Source organism: Paenibacillus sp. J2L1-98, from assembly GCF_056269405.1.
Genome location: NZ_JBWDNW010000006.1, coordinates 133,761 through 155,782, shown reverse-complemented (window position 1 = coordinate 155,782; position 22,022 = coordinate 133,761). Strand labels below are relative to the sequence as shown.

General features: G+C 46.1%; 18 protein-coding genes. 2 read left to right on the top strand and 16 right to left on the bottom strand.

Annotation, left to right across the window (positions count from 1 at the left end; genetic code table 11):
* Positions 1-109 precede the first annotated feature (109 nt).
* The 3 genes from AC0YNZ_RS14225 to AC0YNZ_RS14215 form a co-directional block, all read right to left on the bottom strand.
* The gene (locus AC0YNZ_RS14225) at positions 110-472 is read right to left on the bottom strand and encodes a cupin domain-containing protein (RefSeq protein WP_475827213.1); all 363 of its coding nucleotides are present in this window, start codon (positions 470-472) and stop codon (positions 110-112) included.
* Positions 473-485: 13 nt separating this feature from the next.
* Positions 486-1,154 (bottom strand): sugar phosphate isomerase/epimerase family protein, encoded by a 669-nt coding sequence (locus tag AC0YNZ_RS14220; protein ID WP_475827212.1) that lies wholly within the window; start codon positions 1,152-1,154, stop codon positions 486-488.
* Positions 1,155-1,243: 89 nt separating this feature from the next.
* The gene (locus tag AC0YNZ_RS14215) at positions 1,244-2,239 is read right to left on the bottom strand and encodes a Gfo/Idh/MocA family protein (protein WP_475827211.1); all 996 of its coding nucleotides are present in this window, start codon (positions 2,237-2,239) and stop codon (positions 1,244-1,246) included.
* Between the two features lie 182 nt (positions 2,240-2,421).
* Between AC0YNZ_RS14215 and AC0YNZ_RS14210 the strand changes: the two genes are divergently transcribed.
* Positions 2,422-2,982: a helix-turn-helix domain-containing protein gene (locus AC0YNZ_RS14210; protein ID WP_475827210.1), complete on the top strand. Its 561-nt coding sequence runs from the start codon at positions 2,422-2,424 to the stop codon at positions 2,980-2,982.
* 61 nt (positions 2,983-3,043) lie between these two features.
* On the opposite strand, the gene AC0YNZ_RS14205 is transcribed toward AC0YNZ_RS14210, so the two are convergent.
* The 9 genes from AC0YNZ_RS14205 to AC0YNZ_RS14165 all read right to left on the bottom strand — a co-directional run bounded on the left by AC0YNZ_RS14205 (position 3,044) and on the right by AC0YNZ_RS14165 (position 15,404).
* Positions 3,044-4,651, bottom strand: a complete 1,608-nt coding sequence (locus AC0YNZ_RS14205) for a response regulator (RefSeq protein ID WP_475827209.1) — start codon at positions 4,649-4,651, stop codon at positions 3,044-3,046.
* Between the two features lie 12 nt (positions 4,652-4,663).
* Complete coding sequence (locus tag AC0YNZ_RS14200) at positions 4,664-6,127, bottom strand: glycoside hydrolase family 32 protein (protein WP_475827208.1); 1,464 nt, start codon at positions 6,125-6,127, stop codon at positions 4,664-4,666.
* A gap of 53 nt (positions 6,128-6,180) precedes the next feature.
* Positions 6,181-7,011: a carbohydrate ABC transporter permease gene (locus tag AC0YNZ_RS14195; protein WP_475827207.1), complete on the bottom strand. Its 831-nt coding sequence runs from the start codon at positions 7,009-7,011 to the stop codon at positions 6,181-6,183.
* A gap of 17 nt (positions 7,012-7,028) precedes the next feature.
* On the bottom strand, positions 7,029-7,949 hold the full coding sequence (locus AC0YNZ_RS14190) for a carbohydrate ABC transporter permease (RefSeq protein ID WP_475827206.1): 921 nt from the start codon (positions 7,947-7,949) through the stop codon (positions 7,029-7,031).
* A gap of 102 nt (positions 7,950-8,051) precedes the next feature.
* Positions 8,052-9,347 carry an ABC transporter substrate-binding protein gene (locus AC0YNZ_RS14185; protein ID WP_475827205.1) on the bottom strand — a complete coding sequence of 432 codons (1,296 nt, stop codon included), beginning with the start codon at positions 9,345-9,347 and terminating at the stop codon, positions 8,052-8,054.
* A 176-nt stretch (positions 9,348-9,523) separates the two neighbouring features.
* Complete coding sequence (locus AC0YNZ_RS14180) at positions 9,524-11,332, bottom strand: sensor histidine kinase (RefSeq protein WP_475827204.1); 1,809 nt, start codon at positions 11,330-11,332, stop codon at positions 9,524-9,526.
* Positions 11,333-11,444: 112 nt separating this feature from the next.
* Positions 11,445-12,530 carry a GerAB/ArcD/ProY family transporter gene (locus tag AC0YNZ_RS14175; RefSeq protein WP_475827203.1) on the bottom strand — a complete coding sequence of 362 codons (1,086 nt, stop codon included), beginning with the start codon at positions 12,528-12,530 and terminating at the stop codon, positions 11,445-11,447.
* A 15-nt stretch (positions 12,531-12,545) separates the two neighbouring features.
* Complete coding sequence (locus tag AC0YNZ_RS14170; RefSeq protein WP_475827202.1) at positions 12,546-13,757, bottom strand: Ger(x)C family spore germination protein; 1,212 nt, start codon at positions 13,755-13,757, stop codon at positions 12,546-12,548.
* A gap of 51 nt (positions 13,758-13,808) precedes the next feature.
* Complete coding sequence (locus tag AC0YNZ_RS14165; RefSeq protein WP_475827201.1) at positions 13,809-15,404, bottom strand: spore germination protein; 1,596 nt, start codon at positions 15,402-15,404, stop codon at positions 13,809-13,811.
* A 342-nt stretch (positions 15,405-15,746) separates the two neighbouring features.
* On the opposite strand from AC0YNZ_RS14165, the gene AC0YNZ_RS14160 reads away from it, so the two are divergent.
* Positions 15,747-17,201, top strand: coding sequence for a GMC oxidoreductase (locus tag AC0YNZ_RS14160; RefSeq protein WP_475827200.1), 1,455 nt, complete (start codon positions 15,747-15,749; stop codon positions 17,199-17,201).
* Between the two features lie 211 nt (positions 17,202-17,412).
* Here AC0YNZ_RS14160 and garD read toward each other — a convergent pair whose 3' ends face one another.
* From garD to AC0YNZ_RS14140, 4 genes are all read right to left on the bottom strand, one after another.
* A complete protein-coding gene (garD, locus tag AC0YNZ_RS14155; RefSeq protein WP_475827199.1) occupies positions 17,413-18,951 on the bottom strand; it encodes a galactarate dehydratase in 1,539 nt (512 codons plus the stop codon).
* Between the two features lie 65 nt (positions 18,952-19,016).
* Positions 19,017-19,904, bottom strand: a complete 888-nt coding sequence (garR, locus tag AC0YNZ_RS14150; protein ID WP_475827359.1) for a 2-hydroxy-3-oxopropionate reductase — start codon at positions 19,902-19,904, stop codon at positions 19,017-19,019.
* Positions 19,905-19,953: 49 nt separating this feature from the next.
* Entirely contained in the window at positions 19,954-20,844 is an 891-nt protein-coding gene (dapA, locus tag AC0YNZ_RS14145; RefSeq protein WP_475827198.1) for a 4-hydroxy-tetrahydrodipicolinate synthase, read from the bottom strand.
* A gap of 52 nt (positions 20,845-20,896) precedes the next feature.
* Positions 20,897-22,009 (bottom strand): glycoside hydrolase family 88/105 protein, encoded by a 1,113-nt coding sequence (locus tag AC0YNZ_RS14140; RefSeq protein WP_475827197.1) that lies wholly within the window; start codon positions 22,007-22,009, stop codon positions 20,897-20,899.
* Positions 22,010-22,022 lie beyond the last annotated feature (13 nt).

Sequence of the window (22,022 nt, the reverse complement as noted above, 5' to 3'; positions counted from 1 at the left end):
TTCTTTTGTATTCACTGCTGGTTTTTTAAGAACTATGACGAATTTCCATTTTCTTAAGAATAAAAAAAAGCGGCGTTTCTTTCCAAATGGAAAGGAACGCCGCTAAACACTATTCTCCAATCGTTTGCCGGTCAGGTGCGGAATACGCAATAATCATACGGCAAGGCTCCCAGCTTGTCACTTTAGCATGATGCGGAACGCCTCGTGGAATCCGCAGCATCATCCCCGGCTCCAAATGGAACACCTCATCCCCTAGCGAGTGGTCGCATTCGCCGCTTAAAACGAATATAATTTCCTCGCAATTGGGATGAATGTGCCTCGTGTTTGCTTTGCCGGCATCGATATAAACCATGCCGAACGTCATTTCCGACTCCGGATCAATCTCCTTGCCGCACAGCCACTGGATCTTTCCCCAGTCCATCGGCAATACCCGGCCTTCTTCCTGCTCACGCAAATCCTTGATAGTAGCCATATCGTTTCCCCTCCTACGTTTGCATCCCAAATCCGTTCTTCAGAAAGGATACGCATTCAGCCAATCCTTCATCGATACCCCCGCCACTTTCCTCGTCCGCCGATACCCATCCGCTGTAGCCGCTGTCCTTGATCGCCTCGAAAATTTGCGGGAACGCGATCTTCCCCCGCCCGAGAATTTGCCATTCCCCATCCGCGATGTCCTTCATATGGTAGTTGTCGATGACAGACTTAAAGCTTCTAATGAGATCCGTGCAATCTGTGAGTCCCGACTTAACCAAATGAGCGGTATCGATCGTTAACCCGACAGTTCCCTCCCGCACGCGATCGAAGAAAATATCAAAGTCCTCCCGGTACATGACGGGCTGATCATAATGATGATGCAGCGAAAGTTTTAGACCGTGCTGCTGCGCTTCCTGCCCAAGCCCTGATAGCACATCCGCAAACTTTCGAATATCCGCTGCCGTCACCTGGCTTCTGGATACGCCGTGGCAAAATACGATTAATTCCGAACCGATCTTCCGGCCGAAACGAAATCGCTCCCGAAGCTCATCTATTCCTAGCTCATCCAGATTTCCTCCGGTAATCAAAGCGGATCCGATGCCATCCAGATGTCCCCACTCTTCCAGAAAACGCTCAGGCTCCTTCAAATATGGCGCATATTGGCCGGACTTTAGCTGCAAGCCCTCATATCCTGCTGGTCCATACCTAGTAAATAGCCGATTCCGTTCCCCGTCTGTCGCGGTAGGCCTTGAAAAAGCAAGCTTCACCGTCATAGCAATACGCCGTTTCTCAACTGGACGATCCGGTTCTCCTTCGCTGAAATATAAGCTGCTTCGAGCATAGCCACGATCTTCAGGTTGTCCTCCGCGCTGTTAGCCGGCTCTACGCCCGTTTCGATCCAGGTTAACAGCTGTTTAATATTTTCCAGACTGTTCTCTTCTCTGGAACAGTTATTTTCCCATCTTTGAGATGGTTCTCTGTCTCCTTTACGGAAAAGCTCAACAAAGCCGTGGTCGCAGCGAAGCGTACCCGTTTCACCGATCACGACCATCTCTGTCCTGCCTATCATGGAAGAGAAGCTTTGTGTATATGTAACTATGGCGCCGTTCTCGAATTTAATCTGCACGGTTGCCTCTGTTTCTCCCTTGCAATCGATTGACGCAGAAGAGCTCATCATGCTTACGATCGATTCGGCTTCGCACCCGAGAACCTGCCTGAACCCGTCGAACCAGTGAATCCCCATTACCGATAACGCATGCCGTTCACAATCAAGCCGCCAACCGGTGTCTTGGCGGAAAAGCATATTATTGAAGGTAATCATGGTTACTTTTCCAATCGTATTCCCGGCAACGATTTTCTTCACGGTATCGAATGTATAATGGCGTCTGAAATTCTGATTCACGGCGACCGGAATGCCAAGCTGCTTCGCTTTTTCCGTAATTTCTACGGCATCGCTTAACGTGTCGGAGAAAGGTTTCTCCACAAATAACGGAAATCCCGCTTCCAGCAGCGGCAGAACAATTTGCTTGCGGATCGAGGTAGGCGTACAGACGACTGCAACATCGACGCCGCTTTCCCGGATGAAGTCATCCAGCTTCGTATATCGCTGGGGAATGCCATATTTATCTGCCCGATGTTTAAGTATTTCTTCGTTCGGATCGCAGATTGCGGTAAATGCAATACGTTCCGGATCGCCCTTGTACCCCTCCAAATGCAGCTCGGTTACGCCGCCTGCCCCGATCAGACCGACTTTAAACTTCTTCACTTCCGTTCACCTCATTCAATTTAATTAACTTATATTCAACTAAGTTGAATTAGCGTAAATATAGCATAGGATGGGCATTTCAGCAATCGTTTTCTTCTTGGTATTTGTTCATGGACTAGCTTTTTTACGCTAACATAGGTAAAGTTGAATGACGATAAACTTTTACGTTGTGAGGTATGGATATGGAATTAGGAAAGAGAATCCGGTTGATTCGCAAGGAGCAGAAGCGTACGCAAGATGAGATTGCGGGCGCATGCGGGTTCACGAAGAGCATGCTGTCCAAGATCGAAAGCGGCAGCACCATGCCCGCCGTTGCGACACTCATGAAAATCGCCGGAGCGCTTGGCGTAAAGGTTTCGGACCTGCTTGAACCCGATGCCAGCAACGGAACTGTATTTACAAGCGCAGCGGAATATAAAGATGCGGATAAATGGATCAAGACGAGCAATGGTTATTCCTTCTATGCGTTTGCATCGGGACGAAGGGACAAGACCATGCAGCCGTATCTATTTGTCGCAGAGAAAGGCGAGGTTAAGAGCCACGTTTTTTCCCATGAAGGGGAAGAGTTCATCTTTGTGCTCTCCGGCAAAATGAAATACAAGGTCGGCAGCCAGGAATATGAAATGAATGCCGGGGACGGCGTATACTTTAATTCCTTGGAGGAGCACCTCGTGATCCCGTTATCGCCGCAGGTGAAATATTTGGCCATATTTACAGAAGATAAATCTTCTGAGGACAAATAATTTAAAATGCAGTGAAGCAACTAAAAAACCCTGATAGCATCAGGGTTAGTTCTGGCGATAATTAAAAACAGTGATGACTCTTGCGGTATTCGTCCGGCGTAACGCCAAATCTGTTCTTAAATACGCGATAAAAATATTTTTCGTCCTTAAATCCGACTTTGACGGCGATCTCATACACCTTGTTATCCCGGTTCTCCAACATTTCAACGGCCTTCCTTAATCGAACATCTGTTAAATATTTCGAATAGGTTACGCCCAAATGATTTTTCAATATGATGCTCAAATAATTGGGGCTAAAAAATAACTGGCTGGATACCGCTTCTAAGGACAAATCCTCCATGTAATGGGTGTCGATATAGGCTTTGCATTTCTCTATGACCATTTCATGCTTATTCGTGCGATTGCTTTTGATGATCGACATGAAATGAAAGAGAATTTCTAAAAACTTTTTTTGACAATCGCAATAATCTGCAGCCGTCGTGAGCAGTCTCTCGATCTCCGCCAACGTTTGTTGATATTCATCAGCACTAACGAAATCCGAAATGACCGGCGCTATATGATAAACCATATGAACAACCGACTTGATCCACTGGTCAGGGTACGGGAAACCGTTGTCGGTAACCCGCTTGAACAACCCTTCGGCATGGTTGATCATGGATTCGCTCTTCATTGTCCGGATATACTCTTTGAGCAGCTCCTCATCCTTCATAAAATCATAAAGCATTGGCTTAATCTTACCCGAAATATCTTTATAGTGGATTACACGCTCTGTGCTGAGAAAATAACGGAAGCAGGCAGCTGCTTGCGCTTCCTTATAAGACTCCAGCGCGCCTTGCAAAAAATGCGAACGTACTCCCCCCACTCCAATGAGGAACAAGCAGTTGTATTGCTCCGACAGCCGGTGACTGAAATCCTTTAAGGAAACCAATATCTTTTCCACTTCGGCATCCGTGTCATATTCCGCTGTCATCACGGTAATCATGTTTCGTTTATCCTCCGGCGAAAAAAAGGAAACAACCCTGCCGTCCAAACCAATAAGCTTCTCCAACATGTCCGGCATGGCGTTTCTAATTTCGTCTAATCGGCCTTCGGATAAATGTTCAGGACCGGTATCGTAAATCCTTGTAACGAAGCTGAACCCTTTATTGTCCAATTTAAATTTGGTTTGAAGTTCTTTTAACTTGTGCTCCGATAACCCGTTGTTTATCCACTCATACAGCAGGTGATCATAATAGACGCTTAAGCTGCTGTTTAATTGGTTCTTGATCGTCTCTTGTTCTACGAACTGCATTTTTTCTTTTCGGATGGTTTCCGCTACTTTATTCAACAGCTGCTCTATACTTTCTTCCTTCACCGGCTTCAGCAAATAATCGAATGCACCGAGCTGGACGGCTCTTTGTGCATATTCAAAGTAGCGGTATCCGCTAAGAATGATAATTTTCGTATGGGCATCCGTTTCATTCACATGCTCAATGAATGCAAAGCCATCCATGATCGGCATCTTAATATCCGTGATAACGACATCAATTGAATGCGACTTAAGCAAATCCAGGGCAGTCTTGCCATTGCTTGCCTCAATAACCTCGCAATCAGGCAGGACTTCACGAATCATTTTCCCGAGCACCCTTCGCTGGATAGCCTCGTCGTCGACGACCATTATCTTGTTCAAGATGATTCTCACCTACCCTATCGATTGTAAAGGGGCAACCTCCAAGGAGATCAAATGAACATTCCCTCCTCGCGTATACACTGCCAGTCCTTGATCTTCCGGATCCGGAAAAATCAAATCCGTAATGACGGCTTCCCCGTTACCCGCAAACACTTCAACTGAAGAGCTGTCCACCCATACGTGTATGATGACGCGCCCATTCAAGGCATCAAGCTTGACGGCGTGCCGCCCCTTAAAATCCTCATGGAAGGAGATATCGCCTGAAGAGCTCCTGTCAACAAACAGTTCCTGATTGCTGACCTGATATCCCACAACCGTAGAATGGTTCTCCGAGGTACGGACTTTAAGCCCAAACTCCTCGGCTGTGCCGAGCTCAAACTCCGCGATGATCTCGCAGCAGTCCAGCGAGAGGTGTGATAACGGATTATCGCCTTCTTCAATGACAATAGAACTCCAGGTCTCGGACTCGGTCCGCAGCTTCGCCAATTCGATAACCGGCTGCTGAACCAGCTTCAGCTCACCGTTTCGAGTTATTAACGACAAAACACGAGGGACCGTCATCGCGCTCCTCCATGATTCTGTTGGCGTAACCTGCGCATATTTCCAATTGCTCATCCATCCGATGTAGATACGCCGGCCATCCTCCACTGGAATATCCGACCAGCTGACTCCGGCGTAATTGTCTCTGCCATAATCCAGCCAGCATACCGTACCTGGAGTCTGCCCATTGATAAAGGTACCGCCATCAAATTCACCAATGAAAACCTGCGTCCTGGAGCCTTCAGCTAATTCGGGAACGTTTCCGATACTGACAAGCATGACCCACTTCGTTCTAGCAGCATCCCCATCAATAGAAAGTTCAAACAAATCCGGACATTCCCATACGCCGTCATGGCTTCCATGGCCTTCGCCGAATTCGCTCGCGAGCATCCAATCGATCAAGTTCGGGGAGTTGTATATGCACACCGTCTGGCCGGTTGCCAGAATCATGACCCATTGATTCGTCCGTTCATGCCAAAATACTTTGGGATCCCGATAGTCAGGAAAACGCTCATCTTCGAGTACCGGATTTCCGCTATATTTTGTCCATGTTCTACCTTTATCATCACTGTATGCCAGACTTTGGCACTGTCTTTGCCGGTCACTGCCCGGTTGTTTATCATGATGGGTAAAAATCGCGACCAATCCCGGTTTTCCGCCAAACAATCCGGACGTATCCTTCCAATCCACGACTGCACTTCCCGAGAAAATCTCGCCATGCTCATCCGGAGCCAGCGCAATTGGGTAATGTCTCCAGTGGACCATATCAGAGCTTATCGCATGTCCCCAGTGCATCGGCCCCCATGTTGTCCCATGCGGATGATATTGATAGAACAGATGGTATTCCCCGTTAAAATAAACCATGCCGTTAGGATCGTTCATCCAGTTCAACTCTGGAGTAAAATGATAATACGGCCTATATTTTTCAAGCTTCATGTCATACGCCTCCGCTACATCTGTTGGTTTCATTTTATAATAAGGTCATTCATTTACCCTTTTATGCCCGCGCTTGTAATTCCCTGTACGTAATATTTTTGCAGCAAAAGAAAAAGAATAATGATTGGAACAGTAGTAAACGTAAGAGTTGCCATTATCTGCCCGTAATAGATAGGCGGCAGGGTGAAAAAGGTTTGAATCCCTAGTTGTATATTGCGCAGCGATTCTCCCGTTGTGACCAGGATTGGCCACATGAAATCGCCCCAGCGATGAATATAATCAAGGATAAAAACGGTGGCGAAGACAGGCCCAGATAATGGAACGACAATGGATATAAATGTCTTCATTGGCGATGAGCCGTCAATAGCGGCCGATTCCAGTATTTCATTGGGAACGTCCATGAAAAATTGGCGGAACATGAAGATGCTGAAGCAATTCGCTACGAAAGGAACGATCAAGGCATACCAGGTGTCCACCCACTTCAAACTGTTCACGATGAAATACATCGGCATCAGGATGCTCTCGAATGGCACAATCATAAGCGCAATGACAGCCATAAGAACGAATTCCCTTCCTTTGAATTGGAGCTTGGCAAGTGCATAACCGCAGATGGAATTGACAGCCAATCCGCTTACGCAAGTGACCGTAACATAAAATAAACTATTAAACATAAACTTCATCATCGGAATCCGGTCGAAAGCGGCTATATAATTATCAAATGTAAAATTTAGCGGAAGCAATGCCTTCAAGGAACTTAAGTCCGCGAAAATCTGAGTTTCAGGCTTAAACGATGAGACGACCATCCAAAGTAATGGGGTTATGAACAAAAGCGACATGATAATGTTAGCTATATTGAGAAACAGTTTTGCTGTTCGATCTGTCATACGTAACGATCCTCCCGCTATTTATCTCTGAAAAATTTTTTCATGGAAAAAGAGATGACGACAACAATAAGGAAGAAAATGACGGATATGGCCGAAGCATATCCAGCGTTCCTAAACTGGAAGCCTTGTTGGTAAATGAACAAGGCCAGCGTCCTCGTCGTATTTTCGGGACCGCCGTTTGTCATAATGTACGGCTGCACGAACAACTTCACCGCTTGAATCGTCGTAATCGTCAGTACAAATACAGTCACGTTATACAAACTTGGAATGGTAATGAAACGCAGCTGCTGGAACCTGTTCGCGCCGTCTATGGATGAAGCTTCATAGATATCCTTGGAGATCCCCTGAAGGCCTGCGAGAAAAATCATCATTTGATAGCCGGCCGCCTGCCATACCGACATAAATATAATCGAATACATCGCCTGATCAGCGCTTCTCAGGAACGGTTGTTTCGGGATTCCGAAAAAATTCAGGGCTGAATTGATCAAGCCATCATTCGGATTATAGAGAGAAATCCACAAAATAGCGATAACGGTCATCGAGGTCACGACCGGACTGAAGTAGGCGATTCGAAACACATTCCGCAGCTTTAACTGATGATTGACCAAGAGGGCAAGCATAAACGCCAAAGCGGATTGGACAGGTACGACGATGACGGTAAAATATAACGTGTTGAACAGTGACTTATAGAACAGGCTGTCCTGAAAAAGAAGAATATAATTATCTAATCCGTTGAACTGGATCTTATCCGGCCGGAGCAAGTTGAACTTGGTGAAGCTGAATAGGACCGCAAGCAGAAAAGGCAGCACCAGAAATACTAGAAGCAATATAACCGAAGGCGCAATGAAAGAATAACCAACGACACTTTCCCTTCTCTTCTGCCGGCCGAGTGACGCCTGCTTGTTCTTATGTTCACCTGCACCCCATGCAGTTTGCATATCGTTAATCTCCCTCTCTCCAATTATAATGAAAGGTGCGGCGCAGGAGCATTTATGGCTATTTCCGCTGCCGCAACCATTCATTCATTCTCTTCTTAACGCCTATTCGGCAAAGTTTCTCTTAAATTCTTCATCATAAATGGTTGCCACATTATCAAGCGACTTCTTCACATCGGCACCCAACATAATATCGATCAATGCTTCAGCGAACTTTTGCGTCAGCACGGGATATGCAGGGGTTACCGGCCTTGCGTTCGAGACCGTCGTCACTTGCTCCTTGATGATTCGGAGCGGCAGATCGTTGTATTCCGCCATGCCCTCGAAAGCAGATTTACGGCTGGCCGGCATGCTCGTCGCTTTCGCCAGCTCAGTTGAGCTGTCTTTGTTCGTGAGCCACTTCACCGCTTCCGCAGCTTCCTTCGGATGCTTGCTGTCCGCCGAGACGCCTACAGCCCAGCTGCCTGAAGGTGCGGTTGAGGTGCCACCCGGTTTCTTAGGGAAATAGGTAATGCCCCATTCCAGGTCCGGATAGTTTTTGAATCCCGGGATGTTCCAAGGACCGCCAAGCTTGGTTGCCGCTTTTCCTTCTTCGAATTCTGTCGGTTTCGGGTCGATGTTGAACAGTTTCTCATTGGCGAGCTTCTGCAGGAAAGCGGCCGCTTCAATGCCTTGCTCGCTATTAACGAATCCGTCAGCCTTTGTTCCTTCGTCGTTCACGAGGTCCGTTCCGCCCGACATCCACAATTGCTCGAAGGCATATGTCATCCATTCGCCCTTATCGTTAATCATATTCGTTCCGAAAACGCCGTCCTTGGAGGTTTTCTTCATGACGTCATACCACTCGTCCCATGTCCATGCGTCTTCTATTTTGTCAGGCGGCGTGATCCCGTTTTCATCCATAATCTTCTTATTGTAAAACAACACAACGGAAGACTCGTTCAATCCCGGCGCATAAAATTTATCCTTATACATGCCTTGCTGAACAATGGACGGTACGAAATCATTCATGTCCTCTTCGGTGAAATATTCATCCAGCGGGATAATAATATCCGAAGCCGCGTAATTGGCGATATTCGGCCCGTCCAACGCAATGACGTCCGGAAGCGTATTGGAAGCTACAGCCGCATTGATTTTATCTTCATAAGCGAAAGAATTGCCCCTCGTAATGGACTCCATCTTCAATTTTATCTTTCCTTCATAAGCTTTGTTGAACTCCTCTATCCTCTTCACATAAACATTGTCCTCCGCCTCTTTTGATTGCGGACGCCAGAAGTTCAGCTCAATGACTTCATTGCCCGCCTTGCCGCCGCTCGAATCAGCTTCGTTCGTCTGGCCTCCGGAGGAACAGCCGGTCATAAGCATTGTGGCTAGTACTGCAGTAATAATCCCCTTTTTCATATAACACCATCCTAAACGTTTTTTGATTACGCTTTCATCATAATAGGATTAATGGATTTAACCTACTCTAAAAAACGTAAATTAGTGGACAATAACACTGAAAACACTTTCAAAAGCATATTTTTATAAAAAAAATCAGGCAAGGCGGCGTTAATAGCCATTCTCGCCTGATCCGGCTAACTGAGAGGAAGCCGTATCGTAACAGTCGTCCCCTGATTTTTCTGCGATTCAATATGCATGCCATAGTCATGCCCGTAAAGCAATTTAATCCGCCCGTTCACGTTCGTAATCCCTATGGATTGGAATTTATCTCTCGGACCATCCTTAAGCTCCAGCACGCGGCGGATCGTGTCCGGGTCCATACCCTTTCCGTTATCCGCAATGGTGAAAACCCTAAGTTGCCCTTCGATTCGTCCCGATACTTTAATTACTCCGCCCTCCTCCATCTCATCAAGAGCGTGTATCAGCGAATTCTCTATAAACGGCTGCAGGAAAAATTTCGGTACGGAATAATTAAATAACTGGGGATCCATCTCATACGATATCGTAAATTTCCCCTCAAACCTTTGGTTCATGATGAAAACATAGTTCTGTAAGTAGGAGAAGTCCTCCTTGAAGCTTACCCTGCCCGGATTTTTGGCGGTATATTCAAGCATCTCCGATAGATCGACCAGCATATTGCTGATCAGCTTTTGCTTATTCTCAATCGCCAAATAATTAATGATATTGAGCGTGTTATAAAGAAAATGCGGATTGAACTGAAAATTGAGCGCCTTCAATTCCGCTTCCATTTCTTTCAGCTGCGTCTTATAGTTTTCCTCGATCAGAATATGAATTTTATCGTTCATCTGATTGAATTTGTGAATGATGACGTTCAGCTCCAGCGTGCCTGTTGGTTCGATTTTGCTGTCAAAATTGCCTTCCCCAATGCGGTGGATTGCCCGAAGAAGCCTTTTTAACGGCAGGGTGATTCTCCCCGAAATAACGGAAGCCAGGACGACCGAGATCAGAATGATAAAGATCGTCGAATAAAACATATAGGCAGACATGTTCGGAACGGTTTTCTTTAGGTTGTCGTAAGGAATAAATACAGCGGATAACCAGCCTGTAACGTTAACGGTGTCAAAGCATACGACCATCTTCCGGCCATTGATCTCGATATATTCCGTACCGCTCCTCTTCGCAGCCGCATAACGGATCCAATCCTGGCTTACCGCAGCCTGATCGTCAAGCGAACCAGAGGCGGACACAATCATGCCGTCTGGGGTGAACATCTGATAAAAAGAGCCTGCAACCGTCAGACTCTCCTTAAATGCCTTTTTAATCATCGTCTCTTGAAAGTTCAGGATGAGAATGGGGCGCTCCACGTTTTGTCCCATTTCCCTAAGCAAATTGTTCCGTACTGCAGCAAAGTTCATCCGCCTGGTGGCGGTAAAAACGTATTGGTCCTTCTCCGTAAAGGTGAGGTTGGTCGAATAAAACTGTTTAAGCAGGTTGTAGGTAGGAATCCAGCTCGTATTCGCGGTGGATCGCTGGCCAATCTGATAAATATTGGATAAGGCATAATCCTTTTTGGGAATCCAGAAGCTCGGGGTTTCACCGAACGTGTATTCCTTCGTCACCAGATTGACCGAAAACACATCCTCCGTAGAAGGAAAATATTTATTGAGAACGCGCGTAATCCTACGGTCGGCATCGCTTCTGTCTTCGAGGCTGGTGTTATTAAAAAAAGTAAAAAGCTCTTCATCCAGGTGCATATTAATCGCGCTTTTCTCAACCTGGGCTAATGTAGCGTCAATGGATCGATTGCTCATTCTAACCAGACCCAGCGACGTTTCGCTTGCGTTTGCCAGAATAACGTCGGAGCTCTTAACAAAGTAGCCTATTCCCATGACCGTAAGCGAAATAATAATCAACGTGATGAAATAAAACGTCAGCCGTGCCCTTAAGCTAATGGCAGGCAAAGAAGGCAGAAACGCTCTCACAAATCCAGCACCACCCTATGTAAGAAATGTGGATCTATTATTTCATGGTCTGTTAAAATTGTCGACAAAAAGACACTCGTTTACGAAGGGCGATCCCTTAGTGTTCACTATGTCATTTTCTCTTATATGGTTTAATCAACATCGCCATATAAAGAATGGCAGGTATAACGGCTATGAAAACCTTATTAATATGTAATTGATCCGCGATGAAATGTCCAAACTCCAGATGCGATTGCCAGCTAGAAGGGAGAAGTGAAGTGATATAAATAATTGCTCCGACTGGAATGGCAAAACGTCTATAATCCATGCAAAACAACTGAGACAGACCAAGCAAGGCTGCCAAATACCATAAAGTCGCTTTAATAAAGATCCCCGCATAAAAAAGCAGGATAACAAGCGCGTCAAAACGCTCGAATATTTCAGCGAGCTCAATGAGCTGTACGGATTGTAATAAAGGTACCGTGCTAATTTTAATTAATTCCGGACCCAGAACGATCAGATTTATGATGTTAGATAGAAGGATAACCATGCCCGAAACAAAAAAAGCTTGAATCGACGTTTTAGTCCTCTCTTTCTTTTCGTTTAAATAACTCCAGAACATAAGAAAAACGACCATTTGGCCAAATGGCATCCATATGTCATGAAGTAGACTATTTTTTAATACGGGCTGAATTCCATTTTCCATAATCGGAAGAAGACGATTCAAATGCACAATACCCGAAATAAACGGCATGATAATTAAGATCAGATAAAATAACAGCACGCCTATCACGATAAATTCGGCAAACCGAAAAAATACTTCAATTCCTTTATAAACCGAATAAATCGACAACGTCATCATAATGATCATAATAACGGAAATGGGGCCATGCGGAAGAATGGTAAAGAGGGAAAGATCCCCAAAATCGCGTACATTTCGCATGGCTTCGTAAGTAAATATCACGGCATAGAGCAATAAGAGAGATTTTCCCACAAAGGAACCGAAATATTGGGTTAATAACTGACTTAAATTTTTTTCCGGCTCCCTTCGCTGGATCGCCAAAAATAGAAAAAGCAGCATTAATCCCAGCAGCATGCTGGTAACGACAACTAACCATGCATCTTGATTGGCTTTGATTCCTAATTCAAATAAAGGCGTGCTTCCAATTTGAAATAAGATAATCATCGAGCCCAACTGATATTTGCTGATCCGTTCCATAGGAAGCCTCATTTCTCATTCTTTTTTACCAGAAATCTTGGAGAAGGAATCATCAATCATTCCGGTCCGCCTTATTGTGACATGAACTTTTACGTCCATTTTTATTTCTTTGAACTCATTCTCCCAGTTCATGCTTAGCTTTTTCCATTCCTGCGGGTAAGATTTGTGGAATGCGTCTCCGAAGCCCAATGCGTCTGCTTTCATTTTTTTCAGAGCTGGAAAGGAATAATCTACATCATTTTTTATTTGCTTTTGGATATGTTTTTCCAGTTTCTTTAAGGTTTTAGACTGCTTTAGGTCCAGATTGCATGCCGTCTCAATCAGGTTTCCTTTCGCTTCGATTTCTACGTTCATGAACAAATTACCATTCGAAATGATCGGTTTTAATTTTGTGTGAGATTTTTCAACTAAAAAGGAGGATAGCTGTTCGCTGCCGTTCTCCTCTTTACAAGAAAAGACGATGGTCGTTCTTTTTAACTGATCCGTTATCCAGGGGATGCCGAGACTTTCTTTCCGGCTTAGCCAACCTGCAAATTTATCCCTCTTAAACACCCCCACTCTGTCCAGTGTCAAGGAGGCGTAATTCTGAGTTTGTTTAAGTGCGTCTAAAGAATTTTGTCCCTCTGTTTTACCCGCGATTTTGATTTCCGGCAAAGTAGCACTAGCTGAAGGATTTGTCATAGTAGAAATCAAATCATGTAACTTGGACTGAATGATGTTGGTTTGTTTGCCTCCTTGTCCACTTAACAAATTGGAAATCGCGGTTCCTGGATTGTTTTCTAAAGGGGCAAGGATCGTGAGCACATTCTTTGCGTCTCCATCCGAAATAAGAACATTTGCAGTCTCCCTTGATTCATAACTTCTCAAGTAAGCATCTAATATTTGGCTGATTCCAAATTTAGCAACACGCTCACTGATAATAATAACTTGAGTATGAGAAAAAAAGAGATGGCGGGGGGCCTCTAAATCACTCTTTTGAATGGCTTCAAGTACGGTCTTTCCTTTCGTTGAAAAGACGGTAACCGGAGATTGGGAACCGCCACCGGTTTTAGCCGAGGTTGACTTCGGTATAATAATTTGAAAGGTCAATACCCATTGATTACGTTCATCTAAATCAAAGGCTATTGCGCTGATGATCCCGAGCTTGTTTAGTTCAATATGGTTTGAACAACCGCTATTAACTAATAACATGATGATGATCAACAGCAGGATTATCCCTCGCTTCATTTCCTAATCCCCTTTTGATGTCCGTTTCCCTGATGTAAAAATTTCAGACAATTACTTTTCCTTCTCCTTGTCGGAAGGTTCCGGACTTACTTTTACGTTTTGGCGCACATAATTGTTCTTAGCAAAAAGACGCGGTCTGGTAACCAACAACCGCCAAGGCACCCTTACGAAGGAATCTTTAAGGTTGCTAGGTATGAAAGGTGCTATTGGTGCCATGTAAGGAACACCGAAAGAGCGAAGAGATAATAAGTGGATGATTAGGAAAAAGAGCCCCGACATAATCCCGAACAATCCTAATACTGCGGCAAGAATCATCAGAATGAAACGAATCAACCTTGCGGCAATTGAGATATTAAACGCCGGAACGACGAAGCTGGAGATCGCCGTAAAGGCTACCACGATCACCATAGCAGCTGAAACAAGACCAGCTTCAACTGCAGCCTGTCCCAAAACAAGCGCACCTACGATGGAAATGGCCGAACCGATTGCCCTAGGCATTCGAACCCCAGCTTCCCTTAATACCTCAAATGTGATTTCCATCATCAATGCTTCAAAGAATGCCGGAAAAGGAATCCCTTCCCTTTGTGCTGCAAGACTGACCAAGAGAGTCGTCGGTATCATTTCTTGATGAAAAGTCGTAATTGCAATATAGAGAGAAGGAAGAACCATCGAAATGGTAAACGCAAAAAAGCGCAAAAGCCGCAAGAACGAGGAAATATCGAATCTCTGGTAATAGTCCTCGCTGGCAATGAAGAACTTGACAAAGGTAATAGGCATCACAAGAACAAATGGTGTTCCATCCACCAAGACGGCAACCTGCCCTTCCAAGATGGAAGCCGAGACCGTGTCTGGACGTTCTGTGTTTATGATTGTTGGAAAAGGGGTAATGGTCTGATCCTGTATAAATTCTTCTATATAGCCGCTTTCCAGTATGCCGTCTATTTCAATGCGATCAAGCCTTTGAAGCACTTCCTTCACGACTAAATCATCAGCGGTTCCTTTGAGATACATAACACTAACGTCAGTTTGTGTTACCACTCCGATTTTCCGGTCGATTTTCCATAGATTCGGGCTTTTGATTCTGCGCCGGAGTAACGCTACATTCGTGCTTATATCCTCGGTGAATCCATCTTTGGGACCGCGAATAACCGATTGAGAAGAAGGCTCCTGTACGCCTCTTTGAATCCATTTGGCAGAACTTGCAGAAATAGCTTGATCCCAGCCGTCTGCGAGAATAACGGTATCTCCTTTGTACAGAGCCAATATTAAGTCATCTATTTTACTCACCGTATTTGTGGCATTAACGGTAAGCACTTTATCTTTAATGACTGCAAAAAACTCAGATAATGTTCTTTTTTGGTCGGTGTTTGCTTCTGCATCGGACAGGATCGGATTCATAATGTTATCGTTAATCACTTCGGTATCGGTTAGACCATTTATATAAACAATAGCCATGGGCAAACCATAGGCTCCTTGAAACTTACGAATGTTAAAGTCCGAGCTGTTTCCGGTTATCGCTAAGATGTAATTAATATTTTGCTGGAGGTCGCCTGAAAGCGTTTCGGTCTGTTCGGTGCTTAGATCTGTATCTTGTTTCTGATCATCTTTATGTATTTGTGCATAAAACTTCTGCAACCATTTGTTCATCTCTGCATCCACCTAGAAGTCAAATGTAATCACAACCATTATCGGCTTGGTTTTCATAAACCATACTTGAAAACAGTTTGTACCGTAAACGAATGGAGAGGCAAAAGAGCAAAAGCAGCCCATCCTCGGTTGAGGTTGGCCTGCTTTATTTGCACCTTAGTATATTCTTTTTACCGTTCCGTCAATGCAAGGGCCGTTAAAAATTCCGATTGGCAATGTAATCAGCTGTACGGATAGCCAGACCGCATTCCGTAGAGTTTATTTAGTGTTCAGAGAAATCATTCTTGAATATATATAATGCGTTGGCCTTTTCACAAAGTCTCCTATGGCGAGGATGTGGTTATGCTGCGATTGAATGTGAATAGAACCAGCGATATTGAAATCTCCAGGCCGAACTGGATACCGACAACACCGCTCAAAACCATGAGTCAGACCGAATATGACGTCCTTATCGTCGGCACGGGGGCAGGCGGAGGAGCAGTTCTCTGGCGGCTATGCGAGCAATGGAGGAATAACGGAAAGAAAATCGGCGTTATCGAAGCCGGAGGCCTTGTGCTGCCTACCAACCTTCGCAATATCGAAACCATGAATCCATCTCGCGCGAATGACCTCGCATACACTACGCCGGGTCTTTTCATTCCCGTATCAGGTACGAAAACCCGCCAAATAATCGCTCTGGGCGGAAGGACGCTTGCATGGAATGCCTTGACGCCGCGAATGTACTTGACGGCACAGGATTGGCCCGTTCCGATCCGGGAAATGGAGTTGTATTACAAAATCGCCGAGCAAGCTATGAATGTCTCCGACAGCTATGTAAACGGCTCGCCGACTAATCAAATCTTCCTGAACCGTCTATGGAACAACGGTTTTACCCATGCGATGAATATGCCTACGGCTATAGATCTGCAGCCTACCAAATATGGCGAACTGCATAGCAACGTCTACTTCAGCTCCATTTCATTTCTTGCCCGGGCTTTGAATCGGCGATCGTACGATTTAGCTGTATTTTCCCGTGCAGTTCGCGTGCTGGCCGGTAAAGGGAAAGTCGAAGGCGTTGAGGTTATGACACCCGACAAAAAATCCTATGTCCTGAAAGCAAAGAAGGTTATTATGTGCACAAGCACGATTGAAACGCCCCGTCTCCTGCTCTATTCCGGCATCCCAGGCCACTCGATCGGACATTATTTAACCGATCATTCCCTAGTTGGAGGTCCTCTAAAAATAAACCGCGTACTGTATCCCTATGTTCTCGGCACGATTGGTATCCTGCTGCCCCAAATCGCGGGAATACCGTTTCAAGTCCAAATCGAGGGTCCAACGCGCACTCAGTTCTACCACAATAAAGAGATCCCATTCCGGAGCGAAGAGGAAATCTATTTTAACGGGGTCGGGGTCGTTCAAACGCGTTATGAAAACCGTATAACGCTGAATCCGTACGAACGTGATTATTTCGGGATTCCCCAGGCGGAGTTCCATGTTTCATATACTGCGGAGGACATCAACAATCTCGATATGGCAGAACATGCGTTGAATAGAGCTGCAGCTGCGCTCGGTCTCGGAACCGCCCATTTTGGGCGCCGGGACATCCTCGCCGGCGACCATGAATCGTGTACATGCCGTATGGGCGAAGACCCCGCAACCTCTGCAACCAATCGGTTTGGACAAATTCACGGAGTGTCCGGGCTATTCGTCGCAGATAACAGTGTTCTCCCGTCTCTGATGGCCGCAAATCCCACATTGACCACAGTTGCTCTTGCTATTCGAACAGCGGACTATATCGTTCGGACTACTGTATAAATTGCAATGGAGATCGCCGGAGTAATGACAGGCAACGCAATTTGTTCGAAAATGCGAAATTCCTTGCATCCGTCCACCCGGAATCACGCCAGCTCTATGGGAGCCCCAAGAGGCATGTTTCTATCGTAATCCTACGATAGAAACATGCCTCCGGATAAGCTTATCGACGATTTCAGCAGCTGCAGGATTCAATCCATCCTGACGGATTACATCAGGTTACCGGAGCCGGGTTAAACAGGCACAAATCATTGTGCAATCCCCAGCGGTCTGCCCAAGTCTTCTTTTTCCCGCTTGCTACATCCAATATCATGCGAAAAATTCCCCAACCGACTTCTTCTATCGTTGCTTCGCCCGTTGCTATCGTTCCGGCATTCACGTCGATTAAATCATGCCACTGCTCATTTAAAGAATTTCGGGTAGCTACTTTAATAACAGGTGCCATCGCCAATCCGTAAGGTGTGCCTCTTCCGGTTGTAAACACTTGCATATTTACGCCAGAGGCAAGTTGTAACGTGCCGCAAACAAAATCGCTCGCAGGTGTTGCCGCAAAAACGAGTCCTTTTTGGGTTGCTTTTTCCCCCGGGGATAATACTCCCACAATGGGACTGCTGCCCGACTTGATAATGGATCCAAGCGACTTCTCTACCACGTTCACCAATCCGCCTCTTTTATTTCCTGGCGACGGATTCGCACTCCGGTCCGCTTGGCCCTTCTCCAAATAATTATCGTACCATTTCATTTCTTGAATTAAGGCTTGGCCCACTTCTTGATTGATCGCCCGCGGCGTTAACAGGTGAACGGCATCACGAACCTCGGTGACCTCCGAAAATAGAACCGTTGCTCCCGCTTGAACCAACAAATCAGCGGCAAATCCTACTGCCGGGTTCGCCGTTACCCCGGAAAAAGCATCGCTTCCTCCGCATTGCAAGCCAACCACCAGATCGGACACGGGACAAGTTACGCGGTGCCGGCGATTCAACTTTATCAACTTTTGTTCCGCCAAGCTCATAATGGACTGTATCATACTCATAAAACCATGATGATCTTGCAAAGAAACGATGTTGGCCGAGTCTCCGTCCGTGAGCAATCTTTCCGGTATTAGCTTCTCGCAGCCTAACCCCACTACAAGTACCTCGCCGCCAAAATTGGGATTGGTCGCGATATTTTGTATGGTGCGAATCGGAATGACAGCATCAGGAGCATTAATGGCAACTCCGCAGCCATAATTATGACTTAAAGCCACTACATCCTCTACATTTTGATAACGGGGAAGCAATTGTTCTTTAATCATTTTTACGGCATAGTCAAGCACCCCTGCAACACATTGCACGCTTGTTGTGATTCCTAGTATATTTTTTGTGCCGACGCTTCCATCTTCGTTGCGATATCCTTCAAAAGTATATCCTTCAAGAGGCGGCAGCGGTAATGGTACTTGATTAGCAATCGGCAGCTCGTCTAATTGGGGAGGCAAAGGGAGTCTTACCAACTCTTCTTTCACCCAGCTGCCTTTTGGAATCGGGTCTGCCGCATATCCGATCACTTCCCCGTAACGAATAATAGGCTCATCCTGCTCCAAATCCGTCAGGGCTACTTTATGACCCTGAGGAATGCCGTCTCTAAGTTCAAGGCCGCAAGCAAAGATGCATCCTTTAGCCAAACCACCGGAATTAACGATAATCGCAACATTATCCTTGGCGCTAACCTTTATATAAAGAGGCGCTTCATTCTGGATTTTTGCTTGCTCAGGCATACCTGCATCCTCCTTGTATCAAGCTTCTGGTCTCATCGTTATCATCAGGCTACGAATGACCGAAGTTACCGCTGCCTGCTCACTTCAATTTCCGCCAATTTTTCATAGTAGCGTATTAAGCTGCTATGATCGCAATCCCCCATATCATCGGCCTGCAGCTCCTGCATCATCTTCATGACCGATGAGGTTAACGGGAGCGGCACTCCGACCTCTGCCGACGTTTCCAGCACATTGCTGAGATCCTTCATATGCAGGTTGATTCGGAAGCCAGGTTCGAAATGGCGGTCCATAACAAGGGGAGCCTTCGCATCCAGCACGGTGCTTCCTGCCAATCCGCCTCGGATCGCCTGATACACTAATTCCGGCTCAACGCCAGCCTTAGCAGCCAAAACCAGTGCTTCCGACATAGCTGCAATGTTAATCGCCACAATAATCTGATTGGCGAGTTTGGCTACATTTCCAGCGCCGATGTCTCCTGTCCTTACAACGGAGGCTGCCATGGCCTTCATCACATCGTAGCACTTATCAAACACCTCTTTGCTTCCCCCGACCATGACGGAAAGCGTCCCTTCAATTGCCTTCGGTTCACCTCCGCTTACGGGGGCATCGAGCATGTGAATCCCCTTCTCCGCCAGCCTGCCGGCGATCTCCTGACTTGCAAGAGGCGCAATGGAGCTCATATCCACCACAACACAGCCGGGTTTAGCTCCTTCTATTACTCCATCTGATCCCAGTACAACTTCCTTCACCTGCGGGGAGTTAGGCAGCATCGTAATGATGATGTCCGCTTTCTCTGCCACCGCTTTGGGCGTGTCAGCCAGCGTAGCGCCAGCCGCTGCCAGCTCGGCAGCGCCCTTGTTCTTTGCCAAAACGACAAGCTCATAGCCCGCTTTTAGTAAATTTTTGCTCATCGGCTTTCCCATAATGCCCAGTCCAATGAATCCAACTTTCATCAATTTCGCTGCCCCCTACTCGTTATGACCGAAGATTCCTGACCAGCCCTTAAATAGCACCCATTTGCTGTAAAATATCCCTCAGCTTATCACGGTTTGTATCGGAGCAAGCGGTATTTGGAAGAATCGAGCCGCCTACAGGAACCCCTATGAGATTCATCGCCTCTTTCGTAATAACCGGGAAGCTTGCAAGATTAAATGCCATTCGAAGCGGAGCCAGCTTAAATTGAGCCTCCAATGCTCCCGGCAAATCTCCAGCCGCATATTTATCGTAAATCTCAACGACGAGTGAAGGCACGATATTCGCGGTTGATGCCACACAACCCACTGCGCCGTATACGAATGAGCCCAATATCATGACATCCCGACCGGCCATTACCCGGAAGCCTTTATGTCTGGTTCTCCGAATATACTCCGCGGTTAAGGTCAAATCTCCGCTGCTGTCCTTAACCCCGACGATGTTCGGAGTATCGGCAAGTCTTTCGATCAGATTGGCGGAAATATTATTGCCGACACGATCCGGATTGTTGTAGAGCAGTACCGGCAGTGACGTCGAAGCGGCTATCGTGTCAAAATGACGATAAAGCTCTTCTTCCGAAGGTGTTAGAAACATAGGCGGCAAAATCGTTATCGCCTGCGCTCCAAGCCTTTCACCCATTTTGGCAAGCTTCACGCATTCTTTGGTCGTTATGGCCCCAATCCCCATATAGAGCGGTACGCGCCCTGCTATCTGATTAATTGTAATGGAGACGGCGCGCTCTTGCTGTTCATGATCCAATCCATAAAATTCTCCATTGCTGCCTAAAGACAGTATCCCGTGAACGCCGCCGGCAATTACATGTTCAATCACATTGCGAAGCCCCTGCTCTTCCACACATTCCTCTGAATCTACCGGTGTAACAATCGGCGGGATTACACCGCCAATCCAGCTTGTATCCATATGGATTCTCCTTCTCCTCTATACGTTTCATAGTTTGGTTTAAACTGAATACTCATAAGCCGCGCCGTTTGATTTCATTGTAGGCCATGATTAGCGGCGCCACACCATGACCATTATTGTCGACTACTTCTTCTGAGAAGATATAATACTCTAGACTGCCGTCGCGAATTTCTCCGGTTTCCGGCTTTTTCCCAAGACCGGCGCTTCGGCAAATCCCGCCTAGTAATACTTCACCTGCTTCTTCCCGCAAATAACGAGCGACTGTCCCGTTAAACGCCTGTATACCGTAAACGACATACTCCTCTGGCACATAGCCCAATCTCGTCCCTTTCAAAATGGCATATGCTAACATCAGCGTCCCGCTGGCTTCGAGATAATTGCCCGGATAGTCCGCCCTATCCACGACCTGATACCACATGCCCTCATTATGCCTGTACGGCAGCATGTCATCTATAAGCTCCTTCAAATAGGCTTTGAGGATACCGGTATCTGCCGGTTCTCCTTCCAGCAGCTCCAGTACATCCACCAGCGCCATCGCAAACCAGCCGACCGCGCGCCCCCATACATTCGGTGATTGTCCTGTCGTTTTATCGCACCAGAAAATATGGCGGCTCTCATCATAAGCGTGGCTGTACAACCGCTTTTGTTCGTTATAGATATATTGACGGACATTTTGAAACTGTTGAATCGTATCGGAATAATCCTTTCGTTCTGCGAACTGCTTCACGTACTGGACATAGAACGGCTGCCCCATATACAATCCATCGAGCCAAACTTGATAGGGATAGTTTTCTTTATGCCAGAACGAACCGGACTTCGTTCTCGGATAAGATGCCAGCTGTTGATACAGCAAATCCATTACTCTTTTGTATTTGGGTTCCTGCTCTCTTTGAAATAGAGGAAACAAAATAACAGCCATCCTTATTTGATCGATATTATAGCTGTTCATTCGAATTTCATGGATATCGCCGCTCGGATCAATTAGCTGATCCATAAAGCTTTTCACAAAATTGTACTCCGTTTCGCAACCGGTTTGCTCATAGCTGTCCATATACGCCTTTAATATACAACCCTCGATATAATGCCACCTAACCGAAAAGCATTTCCCGCCCGACATATATTGTTCTTTCAGTCTATCTACCAATTCATAAGTCAAAAGAGGCACCTCCGCGTTAGGT